This window comes from Rhodopseudomonas sp. P2A-2r (assembly GCF_026015985.1).
In the GTDB taxonomy this organism is placed as follows: Bacteria; Pseudomonadota; Alphaproteobacteria; order Rhizobiales; family Xanthobacteraceae; genus Tardiphaga.
Map to the genome: position 1 here is coordinate 1,096,777 of NZ_CP110389.1, position 15,347 is coordinate 1,112,123.

The 15,347-nt window shown below is 64.8% G+C and carries 13 protein-coding genes and 2 pseudogenes; 10 read left to right on the forward strand and 5 right to left on the reverse strand.

The genetic code is table 11. The features are described from left to right. Positions 1-215: 215 nt before the first annotated feature. The 7 genes and pseudogenes from ONR75_RS05115 to ONR75_RS05145 all read left to right on the forward strand — a co-directional run bounded on the left by ONR75_RS05115 (position 216) and on the right by ONR75_RS05145 (position 7,008). Entirely contained in the window at positions 216-608 is a 393-nt protein-coding gene (locus ONR75_RS05115; protein ID WP_265081664.1) for a hypothetical protein, read from the forward strand. A gap of 63 nt (positions 609-671) precedes the next feature. After that, positions 672-2,513: an ATP-dependent zinc metalloprotease FtsH gene (gene ftsH / locus ONR75_RS05120; protein WP_265081665.1), complete on the forward strand. Its 1,842-nt coding sequence runs from the start codon at positions 672-674 to the stop codon at positions 2,511-2,513. An 86-nt stretch (positions 2,514-2,599) separates the two neighbouring features. Further along, positions 2,600-3,013, forward strand: a complete 414-nt coding sequence (locus tag ONR75_RS05125; RefSeq protein WP_265081666.1) for a BA14K family protein — start codon at positions 2,600-2,602, stop codon at positions 3,011-3,013. Between the two features lie 126 nt (positions 3,014-3,139). Then, a pseudogene (locus tag ONR75_RS05130) lies at positions 3,140-5,051 on the forward strand (propionyl-CoA synthetase). Positions 5,052-5,315: 264 nt separating this feature from the next. Continuing rightward, on the forward strand, positions 5,316-5,582 hold the full coding sequence (locus ONR75_RS05135) for a hypothetical protein (protein ID WP_265081667.1): 267 nt from the start codon (positions 5,316-5,318) through the stop codon (positions 5,580-5,582). Positions 5,583-5,828: 246 nt separating this feature from the next. Then, a complete protein-coding gene (locus tag ONR75_RS05140) occupies positions 5,829-6,521 on the forward strand; it encodes an OmpW/AlkL family protein (RefSeq protein WP_265081668.1) in 693 nt (230 codons plus the stop codon). 268 nt (positions 6,522-6,789) lie between these two features. Then, complete coding sequence (locus tag ONR75_RS05145) at positions 6,790-7,008, forward strand: alkylphosphonate utilization protein (protein ID WP_265081669.1); 219 nt, start codon at positions 6,790-6,792, stop codon at positions 7,006-7,008. A 3-nt stretch (positions 7,009-7,011) separates the two neighbouring features. Here ONR75_RS05145 and ONR75_RS05150 read toward each other — a convergent pair whose 3' ends face one another. Continuing rightward, positions 7,012-7,350: a potassium channel family protein gene (locus ONR75_RS05150; RefSeq protein ID WP_265081670.1), complete on the reverse strand. Its 339-nt coding sequence runs from the start codon at positions 7,348-7,350 to the stop codon at positions 7,012-7,014. 289 nt (positions 7,351-7,639) lie between these two features. After that, positions 7,640-8,341 carry a DUF1013 domain-containing protein gene (locus ONR75_RS05155; protein WP_265081671.1) on the reverse strand — a complete coding sequence of 234 codons (702 nt, stop codon included), beginning with the start codon at positions 8,339-8,341 and terminating at the stop codon, positions 7,640-7,642. Positions 8,342-8,619: 278 nt separating this feature from the next. Between ONR75_RS05155 and ispH the strand changes: the two are divergent. From ispH to rnhA, 3 genes and pseudogenes are all read left to right on the forward strand, one after another. Further along, positions 8,620-9,581, forward strand: a pseudogene (ispH, locus tag ONR75_RS05160) (4-hydroxy-3-methylbut-2-enyl diphosphate reductase). Positions 9,582-9,585: 4 nt separating this feature from the next. Continuing rightward, positions 9,586-10,554 (forward strand): homoserine kinase, encoded by a 969-nt coding sequence (locus ONR75_RS05165; RefSeq protein ID WP_265081672.1) that lies wholly within the window; start codon positions 9,586-9,588, stop codon positions 10,552-10,554. A gap of 11 nt (positions 10,555-10,565) precedes the next feature. After that, entirely contained in the window at positions 10,566-11,018 is a 453-nt protein-coding gene (gene rnhA / locus ONR75_RS05170) for a ribonuclease HI (RefSeq protein WP_265081673.1), read from the forward strand. Positions 11,019-11,204: 186 nt separating this feature from the next. On the opposite strand, the gene ONR75_RS05175 is transcribed toward rnhA, so the two are convergent. The 3 genes from ONR75_RS05175 to ONR75_RS05185 form a co-directional block, all read right to left on the reverse strand. Then, positions 11,205-11,690 (reverse strand): peroxiredoxin, encoded by a 486-nt coding sequence (locus tag ONR75_RS05175; protein WP_265081674.1) that lies wholly within the window; start codon positions 11,688-11,690, stop codon positions 11,205-11,207. 260 nt (positions 11,691-11,950) lie between these two features. Further along, complete coding sequence (locus ONR75_RS05180) at positions 11,951-13,636, reverse strand: long-chain fatty acid--CoA ligase (RefSeq protein ID WP_265081675.1); 1,686 nt, start codon at positions 13,634-13,636, stop codon at positions 11,951-11,953. Between the two features lie 95 nt (positions 13,637-13,731). Then, on the reverse strand, positions 13,732-15,273 hold the full coding sequence (locus ONR75_RS05185; protein ID WP_265081676.1) for a D-alanyl-D-alanine carboxypeptidase family protein: 1,542 nt from the start codon (positions 15,271-15,273) through the stop codon (positions 13,732-13,734). Between the last annotated feature and the right edge of the window lie 74 nt (positions 15,274-15,347).

Below are 15,347 nucleotides of genomic sequence, written 5' to 3' on the forward strand. Positions count from 1 at the left end.
GACGGCGATTGAGTAACCTGCCTGCGGCCGGCTGGCCCGGCCGCAGGGCAATGCCTTGATCCCGCTCAATGTCCGACAGCCGGCGCCAGTCTAGTATTCGGCATCGTGGTCGCCGTCGCGGCCGGCGACTTGCAAAAGAGGATGCCCATGAAGCGTCGTGTCGTGATCGCAGCCCTTGCGCTGGTCGTGCTGGTGGCTTCCCCGCCGTTGCCCAGATGTCGAGGTCGACGAGCAGCGACTACACGCCGCGGCTGGGCGATCTCATGAACGCGATCCAGTCGCGCCACATCAAGCTGTGGTTTGCGGCAAAGAATCTCAACTGGGATCTGGCGGCCTATGAGCTGGCGCAGATCAAGGGCGGTCTGTCCGATGCCGCCGGGATGTATTCCGGCATGCCCGTGAGCAACCTGACCACCATGTCGGATCCGCTGGATCTGCTCGCCGCGGCCATCAAGGCCAAAGACGGCAAGAAGTTTGCCGCCAGCTTCGGCACGTTGACCGCCGGCTGCAACGCCTGCCACCAGACCATGGAGCGCGGCTTCGTCGTCATCCAGCAGCCGGTCGCATCGCCGTTCAGCAACCAGTCGTTTGCGCCGGCGAAAAAATAACCCTGCAGTGAATGCAAGCGCGCCTGCGGCGGCATCCGTCGCGGTCGCCTGATTGGAGTATCGATGGCGACCGACGACCCCGACTCGCGCAAGCAGGGCATCACCATCGGCTATTTCGTCGCCGCCGGCATCGGCATGCTGCTGCTGCAATGGGCGCTGGCGACCTACAGCCAGATCGATACGATTCCCTACAGCCAGTTCGAACAACTGGTGGCGCAGGGCGGCGTCACCGAGGTGGCGGTGGGCCAGGATACGATCCAGGGCAAGTTGAAAGACAAGCTGCCAAGCGGCAAATCCGCCTTCGTCACCGCCCGCGTCGATCAGGCGTTGGCCGAGAAGCTGGCGGCCAAGGGCGTCGTGGTCACCGGCGTTCCGTCTGGCGGGTTGATCCAGACCATCCTGTCATGGGTCGTGCCGGCGGCGATGTTCTACTTCATCTGGATGTTCCTCGGCCGCAAGCTTGTCGATCGCCAGGGTTTGGGCGGGCTGATGTCGATCGGCAAGTCGAAGGCCAAGGTCTATGTCGAGACCGACATCAAGGTGACCTTCGCGGACGTTGCCGGGGTCGACGAGGCCAAGTTCGAACTGCAGGAGGTGGTGTCCTTTCTCAAGGACCCGAAGAGCTATGGCCGGCTCGGCGCTCACGTGCCGAAAGGCATCCTGCTGGTCGGGCCGCCCGGTACCGGCAAGACGCTGCTGGCGCGGGCGGTGGCCGGCGAAGCCGGCGTGGCGTTCTTCTCGATTTCCGGTTCGGAATTCGTGGAGATGTTCGTCGGCGTCGGTGCGGCGCGGGTGCGCGACCTGTTCGAGCAGGCGCGCAAGGCCTCGCCCTGCATCATCTTCATCGATGAGCTCGATGCGCTCGGCCGCAGCCGCCAGCCCGGCGGCTTCGGCGGCACCGATGAAAAGGAGCAGACCCTCAACCAGCTGTTGTCCGAACTCGACGGCTTCGATCCCAGTGCCGGCGTGATCCTGCTCGCCGCCACCAACCGGCCGGAGATCCTCGATCCGGCATTGCTGCGCGCCGGGCGCTTCGACCGCCAGGTGCTGGTCGACAGACCGGACAAGAGCGGCCGCATCGCCATCCTCAAGGTCCATATCGGCAAGATTCACGCGGGCCCTGACGTCGATCTCGACAAGGTCGCCAGCCTCACCACCGGCTTCACCGGCGCCGATCTGGCCAACCTGATCAACGAGGCGGCAATCGCGGCGACGCGGCGCAACGCCAGCAAGGTGACCTTCGACGACTTCACCGTCGCCATCGAGCGCATCGTTGCCGGCATCGAGAAGAAGAGCCGCGTGCTCAACCAGGCTGAGCGCCGCCGCGTCGCCTATCACGAGATGGGCCATGCGCTGGTGGCGGCGAGCCTGCCCGGCGTAGATCCGGTGCAGAAGGTGTCGATCATTCCGCGCGGCGTCGGCGCGCTCGGCTACACCATGCAGCGCCCCACCGAGGACCGTTTCCTGCTCACCGCCAGCGAATTGAAGAACCGCATCGCCGTGCTGATGGGCGGTCGCGCCTCCGAGCAGCTGATCTTCGACGGCGACATCTCCACCGGCGCCGCCGACGACCTGCAGCGCGCCACCGAAATCGCGGTGGAGATGGTGACCAAATACGGCATGGACGCCACCATCGGCCAGCGCACTTACGCCGCGCGGCCCCAGGCCTTCATGCCCTCCGCCCAGGACACCGTGGTGAGTGCCGCCCAAGCGACGTCGCGCGAGATCGATCTGGCGGTGCGCGACCTGATCGAGGCGGGCCGCGCCGCCGCGCAGGCGATTCTCGAACGTCGCCGCGACGATCTCGAAGCCGGCACCGCGCTGCTGATCGCCAGGGAGACCCTGACCGTCGAGGAATTCGCGCCGCTGCAGGCCATGCGCAAGGCGACGCCGGATGCAGCGTGAGGTTGCCTTTGCGCGGGCGTGTTGACCTCGATCAACGCCAGGTTCCCGCGCCGGAGCCACTATGAAAACTCACAGAGGAGTTTTCCATGAACATATCTCGCGGCTTGTGTGTTGGGGTTGCTGCGGCGGCCTTGCTTGGAATGGTTGCCGGTCTTGCGCCGGCGGGCGCGGCGCCGCTGAACCCGGCTTCGACGGCCATGACGTCGACGGCCGGCTCGGACATCGTCGCGGTTCGCGGGCGCCACGGCGACGCGGCTGCTGCCGCTGCCGCGGCGGGAATCGCCGGGCTGATCATCGGCGGTATCGCGGCGAGCCAGCAGCGCGACTATTATGGCGGCCCGTATTATGGCCGCGGCTATTACGCGCCGGCGCCGGTCTACGTCGCGCCGGTCGGTCCGGGACCGGGCTGGGAGGCCTACTGCTTCTCGCGCTACCGCTCGTTCGATCCCGCCACTGGCACCTATCGGGGTTATGACGGCCGGCGGTATTACTGCCAGTAGCCCGGCCGCACCCGGATGGCCTCGCGCCATCCGGGCGGTCCGCACGAGCATGAGGCGCGGACGCCGGAAACGGGGTAAGACAACTACAAGAAGCGGTCGCCAATGACCGCGCACGGGAGCGACGCCATGAACATCCATGCCAAAAGCCGCTATCGCGAGGTCCATGCCCGTTCGATCAGCGATCCCGAGGGATTCTGGGGCGAGGCGGCGCGCGAGATCGACTGGATCGAACCTGCGAAGAAGGTCTTCGATCCCGCCATGGGCCTGTATGGACGCTGGTTCGCCGGCGCCGTGGTCAACACCTGCTACAACGCGCTCGACCGCCATGTCGCCTCCGGCCGCGCTGACCAGCTGGCACTGATCCACGATCTCGCCGCTGGCCGGCACGATCACCAAGTTCACCTATGCGCAGATGCTGCACGAAGTATCGACGCTGGCCGCGGTGATGCAGGATCTCGGCGTCGCCAAGGGCGACCGCGTGGTGCTGTACATGCCGATGGTGCCGGAAGCGATGATCGCCATGCTGGCCTGCGCGCGCATCGGCGCGGTGCATTCGGTGGTGTTCGGCGGCTTTGCCGCCAAGGAACTCGCGACCCGCATCGAGGATGCCCGTCCCAAGTTGATCCTGTCCGCCAGCTGCGGCCTCGAGCCCGGCCGCATCGTGCACTACAAGCCGTTGCTCGACGCGGCGATCAGCCTGTCCAGCATCAAGCCGGACGCCTGTATCATCCTGCAGCGCCCGCAGCAGGGGTGCGACCTGGTCGAAGGCCGCGACCACGACTGGGCCAGCCTGCGCGCCGATGCCATCGCCGTCGGCAAGACAGCCGGTTGCGTGCCGGTCCTTGCCATCGATCCGCTGTATATCCTCTACACCTCCGGCACCACCGGCAAGCCCAAGGGCGTGGTGCGCGACAATGGCGGCCACATGGTCGCGCTGAAATGGTCGATGTGGAATCTCTACGGCATCAAGCCGGGCGAAGTGTTCTGGTGCGCTTCCGACATCGGCTGGGTGGTCGGCCACAGCTACATCATCTACGGCCCGCTGCTGCATGGCGCGACCTCGATCATGTATGAGGGCAAGCCGGTGGGCACGCCGGACGCCGGCGCGTTCTGGCGCGTGATCTCGGAGCACAAAGCCGTGGCGCTGTTCACGGCACCGACGGCGTTTCGTGCCATCCGCAAGGAGGATCCCGAAGGCGCCTTCATCCGCAAATACGACCTGTCACAGCTGCGCACGCTCTTCCTGGCCGGCGAGCGCGCCGATCCGCCGACGGTGGAGTGGGCCGAGCAGCAGCTGAAGCTGCCGGTGGTCGATCACTGGTGGCAGACCGAGACCGGCTGGTGCATCGCCGGCAATCCGGTGGGCCTCGGCCTGCTGCCGGTCAAGCATGGGTCGCCGACGGTGCCGATGCCCGGCTACCAGGTCGATGTGGTGGACGAGGCGGCCAAGCCGCTGCCGGCCGGCACCATGGGCTCCATCGTCATCAAGCTGCCGATGCCGCCGGGCTGCCTGCCGACCCTGTGGGAGCAGGACGAGCGCTGCAAGGAAGCCTACTTCAACGAGTTCCCCGGCTACTACAAGACCTCCGACGCGGGCTATCTCGACGAGGATGGCTACGTCTATGTGATGGGCCGCACCGACGACATCATCAATGTCGCCGGCCACCGGCTGTCCACCGGCGGCATGGAGGAGATCCTCGCCTCGCATCCAGACGTCGCCGAATGCGCCGTGCTCGGCATCAAGGACGCCATCAAGGGCGAGGTGCCGTGTGGCTTCCTGGTCTTGAAGGCTGGCGTCACCAAGCCGGTGGCGCAGGTGGAAAAGGAAGTGGTGGCGCTGGTGCGCGACAAGCTCGGGCCGGTGGCGGCGTTCAAGCTCGCCATCACCGTGGCCCGGCTGCCGAAGACGCGCTCGGGCAAGATCCTGCGCGGCACCATCAAGAAGATCGCCGATGGCGACGACTGGGCGATGCCCGCCACCATCGAGGATCCCAATGCGCTGGGCGAGATCGGCGAGGCGCTGAAGGGCAGGGTGTAGTGCTGTCTTAACCTCTCCCCGCATCCTGCGCGGGTAGAGGTCGACCGGCGAAGCCGGTCGGGTGAGGGGCGAGGCACATTGCTGACCACGAGTCCGTGTTTGCGGGCCGAAGTGCCCCTCACCCGACCCTCTCCCCGCAAGTGGTGCGAAGCGAAGCTTCGCCAGGGGGCGAGGGAGGGTGCCTCCGCCGCCCGGCATCTATACCTTACAATCCCCGCATTTCGCGCTAAACACGGCGCCACCGTCACGCCGCCAGGATTTTTCATGCGACCGACTCCGACCCCTCTGATTGTTCTGACGCTCGCGGCGCTCGCGCTGGGCGCCTGTGCGCGGCGCAGCGATATCCCGGTCTCCAGCCTGGGCGAGGATGACGACGCCATCTGCCGCGCCAACGGTGTTACGGTCGGCTCCAGCGAATATGCGGCCTGCCGCAAGGATCGCGACGTCCAGCGCAGCAACGCCGTCGCCCGCGCCGATCGTGCCCAGCGCAATCTTGGCGAACACATGCTGAATAATCCGGACCGTCCGTAGGACGGACGATTCCCCGCATCGGCTGGGGCGCTCGATCCGCCTGCTCTTGCGAGGCATTGTCCGGTGAATGGCCACCGCGTCGTGGCGCGCGCTCTGTGACATCAAAGCCACGGTCGAGGGCAAACGTCGCCGGCGGCTGACCCGGTTTGATCTCGATCAATTATCCGAATTCCCCGCTGTCGTCTCTGTTCTGAACCAGCCAGCTGAGTCCGTTCACGCTGACGATTGAACATTTGGGGAAGTTTGATGAAGAAAGTTATGACAGCACTGTCAGTGCTGATGACGACAGCGGCGCTCGGCGCCCTCGCAGCACCGGCGCAGGCCGCCGACCTCCCGGCCAAGGCACCCTATTACAAGGCGCCGGTCGTCGAAGAATGGAATCCTTGGATGATTCGCCTGCGCGTGCTCGGCGTGATCCCGGAAAATGGCGGTCGTGTCGACCAGGTCCCGGGCTCGTCGCTGAAGACCTCCGATCAGGTCGTTCCCGAGCTCGATATCTCTTACTTCTTCACCAAGAACATCGCGGCCGAACTCATCCTCGGCGTCACCAAGCACCATGTCACCGGCGCTGATGCGCTGGCCGGTGTCGATGTCGGCAAGGCCTGGCTGCTGCCGCCGACCCTCACCCTGCAGTACCACTTCACCGATTTCGGCGCGTTCAAGCCCTACGTCGGTGCCGGCGTCAACTACACCTGGTTCTTCAGCCAGTCCGCGGGCGGCACCACCGTCATCGACAGCCATCTGAAGGACGCCGCCGCGCCGGTGGTGCAGTTCGGCTTCGACTACATGCTCGACAAGCATTGGGGCTGGAACGTCGACGTCAAGAAGCTCTGGCTGCGCCCGGGTTGGGAAGGCCGCCTGGCCAATGGCACCCCGATCACCGGCAAGGTCAATCTGGATCCCTGGCTGATCGGCACCGGCATCACCTACAAGTTCTGAGCCGGCACTTTTGCGCGCGGCACCGGTGCAAACCGGTGCCGCGTTTTTTTGTAGGTATTGTTATTCGGTGTGATGTCGAAGTAAGAGTGCGTCGCGCGATTACGCTCAGTTGTCATCACCCGCGAAAGCCCGTGATCCAGTATTCGGAGTCAGCGCGGCTCCATCGTCGGCACCGGTGGCTGCTGGGTCGTCCGTTCCAGGCGCGCAATTGAGCGCCTGGCCGGGCGATGACAGTGGTGCCGCGTGCGCTAGAAAAGTAGGATACACCATGGATATCAAGGTCAGGGATTCCAACGGCGCGCTGCTTGCCGAAGGCGATACCGTCACGTTGATCAAGGATCTCAAGCTGAAGGGCTCCTCCACCGTGCTGAAGCGCGGCACCGTGATCAAGAACATCCACCTCACCGACAACGAGGAGGAAATCGAAGGCCGCACCGACAAGATCAAGGGCCTGGTGCTGCGGGTGGAATTTCTCAAGAAGGCGTGAGGATTATTTCCGCTCGTCCTGGTTGCTGTCGTGGTCGCGAAACGACGACAGCCGCGACAGGAAGGCGAGCATCAGGCCGATGCCGCAGATCGAGAACCCCATGGTGAAGATCTTGGCGATCGCCGTGGTCGGCGCCAGGGTGGCGTCGCCGACGGTGGTCAGCGCCATCACGCTGAAATAGGCCGCATCGATCCACGGCCACTGTTCGATGACGCGGAAGAATGTCGCGCCGACCCCGATCGCCACCGCGATCAGGAACAGGATGGCGCGGAATTCGGGATCGCGCAGGCCGCGCCGGAAGCCGGCGACCAGGCGCACCAGACCAAGCCAGAGCGATGCCATCGTGAGGGTCCCCGGCGCAGGCCATGGTGCCTGCCAGCGGCGATGTCGCAGGATTCGGCCGGCTTTGGAAAGTGAAGTTTGTGTAAGGGCTGTCGTGTGTCCCGGATGCGGAGCCGCCCCAGGCACAGGCTCCAGCGTTCGTTATGGCCCGGCTCTGAGAGGCAACACTGCGTCTAGCATGGCGTCCGGGGCACAAGAGCCGAGCGTGATGCGCAAAAGAAGCGGCGAATTTCTTCGCCGCTTCTTTCCGATTGAGTGCTGAAAGCGCGTCTCGCGAGGTGCGAAAGACCTACTCCTCGTCGTCTTCGGCCTTCTTGGTGCCGCCGATGCCCTTGAGCTTGGCGAACACCGCATCGACATTGAGGTCGTCGCCGCTGCGTTCGGAGGTCTCGTATTCCTCCTCCTTGCGGGTGGTTTCGGAGGCCGGCAGCAACGTCGCGCCGCCATAGGCCTGATCGGTCGGCTTTTCCTTGGCCGCGCGCTGCACTTCGAAATCCAGTTCGATCTGCGAGCAGAGGCCCAGGGTCACCGGGTCCATCGGCGTCAGGGTCGAGGCATTCCAGTGGGTGCGGTCGCGGATCGAGGCGATCGTCGTCTTGGTGGTGCCGACCAGCCGCATGATCTGGCTGTCCTTCAGCTCGGCATGGTTGCGCACCAGCCACAGGATCGCGCTCGGCCGTTCGTGGCGGCGCGACACCGGGGTGTAGCGCGGGCCCTTCTTCTTGGCAGCCGGCGGCAGGATCACCTTGCTCTCCTCGAGCTTGAGGCGATAATTCTTGTCCTTCTCGCCGCGTTCGATCTCGTCGCGGGTCAGCTGGCCGTTGGAAATCGGATCCATGCCCTTGATGCCCTGGGCGGCGTCGCCGTCGGCGATCGCGCGGATCTCGAGCGGGTGCATCTTGGTGAAGTCGGCAACCTGGTCGAAGGTCAGCGCCGTATTGTCGACCAGCCACACGGCAGTTGCCTTTGGCATCAGCGGTGCATTGCTCATGGCAAATCTCCTTTACGCTCCGCCCACCTTTTTGGAGGCGGAGCCGTCTGGTCATCGGTGATGACGGGGAATTCAGGCTGTATATAGTCTGTCCCGGCCTAACTCCGCAATGGAAGACTGTTCGGCCTTGACAGCGCGGCGATCGGGCCCCAAGTGCTTTCTTGGGAGGCCAAGTGCTTCCTGAAACAGGCTCTTTGCCTTATTGTCCCGTCGAAATGACCGCTTTGCACCCGCTCTTCCGGGGGCTCCGGACCTTAGATGACCCTTGGATTCCCATCATGACGGCCAAACCGCCCCTGAAAATCGTGCTTTGTTCCCCCGCGGCTTCTGCGCCGGCGTGGTCCGGGCCATCGATACCGTCGAGCGGGCGCTGGCGATCCATGGCGCGCCGGTCTATGTCCGGCACGAAATCGTCCATAACAAATATGTGGTCGACAGCCTGCGCACCAAGGGCGCGATTTTCGTCGAGGAACTGGCCGAAATCCCCGACAATACCAGTGCACCGGTGGTATTTTCCGCCCATGGCGTGCCGAAATCGGTGCCGGCGGACGCCAAACAGCGCAATTTCTTCTCCCTCGACGCCACCTGTCCGCTGGTCACCAAGGTGCACCGCGAGGCGGCGATCCATTTCAAGCGCGGCCGCGAGATCCTGCTGATCGGGCATTCGCACCATCCGGAAGTGGTCGGAACCCTCGGCCAGCTGCCCGCCGGCGCGGTAATGCTGATCGAGACCGCCCAGGATGCCGCCACCTTCACCCCGAAGGACCCCAACAACCTCGCTTTCGTGACCCAGACCACGCTGTCGATCGACGACACCGCGGAAATCGTCGCCATGCTCAAGCAGCGCTTCCCGACCATCAACGGGCCGCACAAGGAAGACATCTGCTACGCCACCACCAACCGCCAGCTCGCGGTCAAGAAGGTGGCGCCGGTGGTCGATGCGCTGATCGTGGTCGGCGCGCCGAACTCGTCGAATTCGCAGCGTCTGCGCGAGGTCGCCGAGCGCGAGGGCTGCAAGGTCTCGGTGCTGGCACAGCGCGCGAGCGATCTCGACTGGTCGATGTTCGACGGCATCAAGAGCCTCGGCATCACCGCAGGCGCCTCGGCGCCGGAGGTGATCGTCGAGGAGATCATGGGCGCCTTTGCCGAGCGCTACGAACTGCATGTGGAGACGGTGTCGGCCGCGGAAGAAAACGAGTTCTTCCCGCTGCCGCGCTCATTGCGCCCCGACGCCGCTTAAGCGCATGGCGGTTTACACCGACGTCGCCGCCGACGAGCTCGCGGCGTATCTGGCGCGTTACGACATCGGCGAGCTCATGTCCTACAAGGGCATCGCCGAGGGCGTCGAGAACACCAACTTCCTGCTGCACACCAGCAAGGGCTCGTTCATCCTCACGCTCTATGAAAAGCGCGTGGCAAAGGACGACCTGCCGTTCTTTCTCGCTCTGATGAGCCATCTGGCGTCGCGCGGCATAAGCTGCCCGCAGCCGGTCAAGATGCGCGACGGCACCATGCTCGGCACGCTGGCCGGCCGTCCCGCCGCCATCATCGATTTTCTCGAAGGCGTCTGGCCGCGCAAGCCGAATGTCGCGCAGTGCGCGGGGATCGGCGAAGGCCTGGCGAAGCTGCATCTGGCCGGCCAGGATTTCACCATGCCGCGCGCCAATGCGCTGTCTGTGTCGGGCTGGCGGCCGCTGTTCAATGCGGCGGCGCCACGCGCCGACGAGGTCCAGCACGGCCTGCGCGACTTGATCGCCACCGAGCTGGACTATCTGGAAAGCGGGGTCTGGCCGAAGGATCTGCCCGAAGGCGTCATCCACGCCGATCTGTTCAACGACAACGCCTTCTTCCTCGGCGACCAATTGTCGGGGATCATCGACTTCACCTTCGCCTGCAACGACATGCTGGCTTACGACGTTGCGATCTGCCTCAACGCCTGGTGCTTCGAGGCCGATCATTCCTTCAACGTCACCAAGGCGCGGGCGTTTCTGTCCGCCTATGAGAAGGTTCGAAAACTGTCGGATGCCGAGCAGGGTGCATTGCCGCTGCTGGCGCGCGGCGCGTCGCTGCGCTTCCTGCTGACCCGCCTGGTCGACTTCCTCAATGTGCCCGCCGGCGCTTTGGTGCGTCCGAAAGACCCGCTGGAATACGTCCGCAAGCTGCGGTTTCATCAGGCCGTGCGCTGCATGGCCGATTACGGCGTCGAAGCCTAGGGATTGCCCACGTGACTGCTCTCACTCCCGTCATCATTCACACCGACGGCGCCTGCTCCGGCAATCCCGGTCCCGGCGGCTGGGGCGCGATCCTGAAATTCGGCGAGGTCGAGAAGGAATTGAAGGGCGGCGAGCCGCACACCACCAACAACCGCATGGAGCTGATGGCCGCGATCTCGGCGCTGGAGGCGCTGAAGAAGCCGTGCACCGTCGATCTGCACACCGACAGCCAGTACCTGCGCAACGGCATCATGAGCTGGATCCACGGCTGGAAGAAAAACGGCTGGAAGACCGCCGACAGGAAGCCGGTGAAGAATGTCGACCTGTGGCAGCGCCTCGACGCCGCGCTGCATACCCACACCGTGCGCTGGCACTGGGTCAAGGGCCACGCCGGCCACGCCGAGAACGAACGCGCCGATCAGCTGTCGCGCGATGGTCTGGCGGAGAATAGAAACAGGAAGTAGCGAGGGCGCTGCTCTCGCGCTCAACATACCCACAATTGTCATCACCCGCGAATGCGGGTGATCCAGTAGCCTCAGACCTTGGTGCTTGTCACCGGCCTCCCGGAATACTGGGTCGCCCGGTCCAGGCGCGCAATTGCGCGCCAGGCCGGGCGATGACAGTAGTGTTTGTTGCGAGGCCGCCTCAGCTCAAAGCTGTTCGAGCAGCGTATCGCCGCCTGAGACTTCGACCTTGCCGGCGTTCGGCTCGAGGTTGAGCTTGGTGACGACGCCGTCTTCGACCAGCATCGAGTAGCGCTTGGAGCGGATGCCGAGGCCGAAGCCCGAGCCGTCCATTTCCAGGCCGATGGCCTTGGCGAAATCGGCATTGCCGTCGGCGAGGAAGATCGCCTCGTCGCGCAGGTCGGTGTCCTTCTTCCAGGCGTTCATCACGAAGGCATCGTTGACGGAGACAATCCCGATGGTGTCGACGCCCTTGTCCTTCATCGCATAGGCGTTGAGGAAGATGCTCGGCAGATGCATCTTGTGGCAGGTGCCGGTATAGGCGCCGGGCACGGCGAACAGGGCGACCTTCTTGCCCTTGAACACGTCGTCGGTGGTTTTCTCGACGGGACCTTCCGCGGTCATCACGCGAAACTTCGCCTCGGGCAGCTTGTCGCCAACTTTGATGGTCATCGCAGATCTCTCCTGAAGGATGGGTGGGTGTGTTTAGACCGGCTGCATGACGCGCACAATATTCGGCGCACGCAAGCGGAGGCCGCCCCACGGGCGTTCCCCGGATGCTGCGCAACGCGGCGCGATTGCGCCGTGGTGCGCTGCTGATCCGGGGTCCCGGTGGCGATCCAAAGAATCTGGGTCCCGGATCTGCGCAGCAGCGTTGTCGGCGATGCTTTCGCATCGCCTGCGCTGCAGCGCGTCCGGGACAAGATTCCGAGTTACGCCGCCGCCTGCTTCTTTTCGTCGCGCAACTCGCGGCGCAGGATCTTGCCGACGTTGGTCTTGGGCAGCGCGTCGCGGAATTCGATCTGCTTCGGCACCTTGTAGTTGGTGAGCTCCGTATGACAGAACTTGATGATGTCTGCTGCGGTCAGGTTCGGGTCCTTCTTCACCACGAAGGCCTTGACGGCTTCGGTGGTGCGCTCGTCGGGAACGCCGACCACCGCGCATTCCAGCACCCCGGGATGGCTGGCGATGACGTCCTCGACCTCGTTCGGGTAGACGTTGAAGCCGGAGACCAGGATCATATCCTTTTTGCGGTCCACGATCTTGGTGTAGCCGTCCGCCGTCATGATGCCGATGTCGCCGGTGCGGAAGAAGCCATCGGCAGTCATGACCTTTGCAGTCTCGTCCGGCCGGTTCCAGTAACCCGACATGATCTGCGGTCCCTTGGCGCAGATCTCGCCCGGCGACCCGAGCGGCACCTCGTTGCCGTCGTCGTCGCGGATCGAAATCCAGGTCGAGGGCACCGGCACGCCGATGCTGCCATTGAACTCTTCGACGTCGGCGGGATTGCAGGTCAGGGTCGGCGCCGTCTCCGACAGGCCGTAGCCTTCCGCGATCGAACAGCCGGTGACCTTCAGCCACTTCTCAGCCACCGCCTTCTGCACAGCCATGCCGCCGCCGTTGGAAATCTTCAGCTTGGAGAAGTCGACCTGGTCGAAGCCCGGCGTGTGCAGCAGACCGTTGAACAACGTGTTGACCGCCGGGAAGCTGTTGATCTGATACTTCAGCAGCTCCTTGACGAAGCCGGGCATGTCGCGCGGATTGGGGATCAACAGGTTGACGCCGCCGGCACGCATCGCCAGCAGGAAGCAGGCCGTCAGCGCGAAGATATGATACAGTGGCAGCGCGCAGACGATGAACAGCTGGTCGACATGGGGCGGCTTGCGCAGCGCCGGCTGCAGCCAGGCATCGTTCTGCAGTACGTTGGCAAGGATGTTGCGGTGGAGCAGCGTGGCGCCCTTGGAAAGGCCGGTGGTGCCGCCGGTATATTGCAGGAAGGCGACGTCGTCGGGACCGATCGCCGGCTTGGCGAACGTCATGCCGCGGCCGGCTGACAGCGCGTCGTTGAACGGCACCGCGCCGGGCAGCGACCAGGCCGGCACCATCTTCTTCACCTTGCGCACGACAAGATTGACGATCAGGCCCTTGAAGCCGAGCATGTCGCCCATGCTGCCGACGATGACATGCTTCACCGCAGTCCTGGCAATGACCTTTTGCACCGTGGCGGCAAAGTTCTCCAGGACGATGATCGCCTCGGCGCCGGAGTCCTTCAACTGGTGTTCGAGTTCGCGGGGCGTGTAGAGCGGATTGACGTTCACCACCGCATAGCCGGCGCGCAGCACCGCGGCGGTGGCTACCGGATATTGCAGCACGTTGGGCATCATCAGCGCGATCCGCGCACCCTTGGCCAGTCCCTTGCTCTGCAGGTAGGCGCCCAGCGCCACCGACATCTCGTCCAGCTCCCGATAGGTGATGGACTTGTCCATGCAGATGAACGCCTTGCGGTCGCGGAATTTCGCAAAGCTCTCTTCCAGCAGCGCGACCAGCGACGGATATTGCGTCACGTCGATATCCGCGGGGACGCCCGCCGGATACTGCTTGAGCCAGATGCGCTCCATCGTATTTCCCCTCGATGCATTATTTCGGGGAAGTATTGGGCATACGCCGCCTCAAAGGCAAGGCGCGTCGCAGCAATGGATGGCGGTGAGGAGGGCTACGAGCGCGGCGACGTCGCGGCGGCGGGCTTGGCCTCGCCGGTGGTGGCTTTCGGCGCCGGCTTGGCGGCCGACTTGGGCTTGGCCGCCGCTGCTGCTGCCGGTTTGGCAGCGCCCGCTGCGGGCTTGGCTGCCGTGGGCTTCGGCGCGTCGGGCTTGGCGGTGTCGAGCTTGACGCTGACCCGCTTGGCGGGCTTCGCATCCGGCTTGGCTTCGGCAGTCGCCGCCGGCTTGGTGTCCTTGGCGTCGGCCGCGGCGTCCGGCTTCTTTCCGGCGACCCGCTTCTTGCCTGCCTTCGGCTTCGGCGTCTGCTTGGCCTCTTCCACGGCATTGGCGGCGATCAGCTCGGCGCCGGTCTTTTTCGGGCCGGTATAGACGATGACCGGCTCCGACGGGGCAGGGGCGGCGGCGATCATGTCGACCGGGCGCAGCGTCGGCGGCTGCAGGCCGGCGCTGAAGAAGGTCAGGCTGGGGCTCTCGCCGGAGCTGTCGCTGGCCACGTTTTCGTCCTCGTCGCTGGCCGGGCGCTTGCGCTTGGGTCCGCACATTTCGTCGCGCAGGTTCGGCGGGGCGGCGTCGATCGGCGCCAGATTGTCGACGGTGCCCATGGCCGGGCGCAGCCAGGTCAGCGAATTGCTGGCAAAGCCGCGTTCCAGCAGCTGGGCGGCGCGCACCGCGCGCATCTGACCGGAGGACGCGCCCAGCACCACGGCGATCAGGCGCTTGCCGTTGCGCGTGGCGGTGGCCACCAGATTGTAGCCGGACGCACAGATGAAGCCGGTCTTCATGCCGTCGGCGCCCGGGAAGCGGCCGATCAGCCGGTTGAAGTTCTGCGTCACCCTGCGGCCGAAACGGATCGACGGGATGTGCACGAAATACTCGTATTCCGGCAGGTCGTGGATGATGGCGCGGGCCAGGATGGCCAGATCGCGGGCCGAGGTGACCTGTCCGTCGGCCGGCAGGCCATTGGGATTGACGTAATGGGTCTGGGTCATGCCGAGCTTCTGCGCGGTAGCGTTCATTTGCTCGGAGAAGCCATCGATCGAGCCGCCGACGCCCTCGGCCAGCACCACGGCCATGTCGTTGGCCGACTTCACCAGCATCATCTTCAGCGCATTATCGATGGTCAGCTGGGTGCCGGGCCTGAGGCCCATCTTGGAGGGCGACTGCGCCGCCGCGGTCGGCGAGACCGACACCAGCGTGTCCAGCGACAGCCGTCCGTCCTTGACCGCCTTCAGCGTCACATAGGCGGTCATCAGCTTGGTGACGGAGGCCGGATACCACGGATAGGTGGCGTTTTCCGCCTGCAGCACCTTGCCGGTATCGACCTCGACCACCAGCAGCGCCTCGGCTTGAGCGGTGCGGGGGCGAGCGGCGCCAGCGAAAGCGCGGCGGCGACCATGATCCACTTCAGCGGCAGGCGAGGGGCGAACAAAAACTGCACTATCCGATTCCGGTCCTTTGCGACCAGCGCGCGGCGCCGGGCGCAGCGCGCTGAAATCCTGGAAATTGACGTTCAGGCCGCCAGGCAGGCGGGCCATCAATCGGCTGCGGTGGGGCCAAACCTATACCGGCTGACAGCGTCGGAACAGTGGCCGGTGACGCTAAATCGGCG

What these genes read in the sequence shown, in the direction of transcription:
- ONR75_RS05175 (WP_265081674.1), bottom strand. Translation starts at nt 11,690, where the DNA reads ATGACCATCAAAGTTGGCGACAAGCTGCCCGAGGCGAAGTTTCGCGTG.
- ONR75_RS05145 (WP_265081669.1), top strand. Translation starts at nt 6,790, where the DNA reads ATGGATATCAAGGTCAGGGATTCCAACGGCGCGCTGCTTGCCGAAGGC.
- ONR75_RS05185 (WP_265081676.1), bottom strand. Translation starts at nt 15,273, where the DNA reads ATGGCCCGCCTGCCTGGCGGCCTGAACGTCAATTTCCAGGATTTCAGC.
- ONR75_RS05140 (WP_265081668.1), top strand. Translation starts at nt 5,829, where the DNA reads ATGAAGAAAGTTATGACAGCACTGTCAGTGCTGATGACGACAGCGGCG.
- ONR75_RS05165 (WP_265081672.1), top strand. Translation starts at nt 9,586, where the DNA reads ATGGCGGTTTACACCGACGTCGCCGCCGACGAGCTCGCGGCGTATCTG.
- ftsH (WP_265081665.1), top strand. Translation starts at nt 672, where the DNA reads ATGGCGACCGACGACCCCGACTCGCGCAAGCAGGGCATCACCATCGGC.
- ONR75_RS05155 (WP_265081671.1), bottom strand. Translation starts at nt 8,341, where the DNA reads ATGAGCAATGCACCGCTGATGCCAAAGGCAACTGCCGTGTGGCTGGTC.
- ONR75_RS05135 (WP_265081667.1), top strand. Translation starts at nt 5,316, where the DNA reads ATGCGACCGACTCCGACCCCTCTGATTGTTCTGACGCTCGCGGCGCTC.
- ONR75_RS05180 (WP_265081675.1), bottom strand. Translation starts at nt 13,636, where the DNA reads ATGGAGCGCATCTGGCTCAAGCAGTATCCGGCGGGCGTCCCCGCGGAT.
- ONR75_RS05125 (WP_265081666.1), top strand. Translation starts at nt 2,600, where the DNA reads ATGAACATATCTCGCGGCTTGTGTGTTGGGGTTGCTGCGGCGGCCTTG.
- ONR75_RS05115 (WP_265081664.1), top strand. Translation starts at nt 216, where the DNA reads ATGTCGAGGTCGACGAGCAGCGACTACACGCCGCGGCTGGGCGATCTC.
- ONR75_RS05150 (WP_265081670.1), bottom strand. Translation starts at nt 7,350, where the DNA reads ATGGCATCGCTCTGGCTTGGTCTGGTGCGCCTGGTCGCCGGCTTCCGG.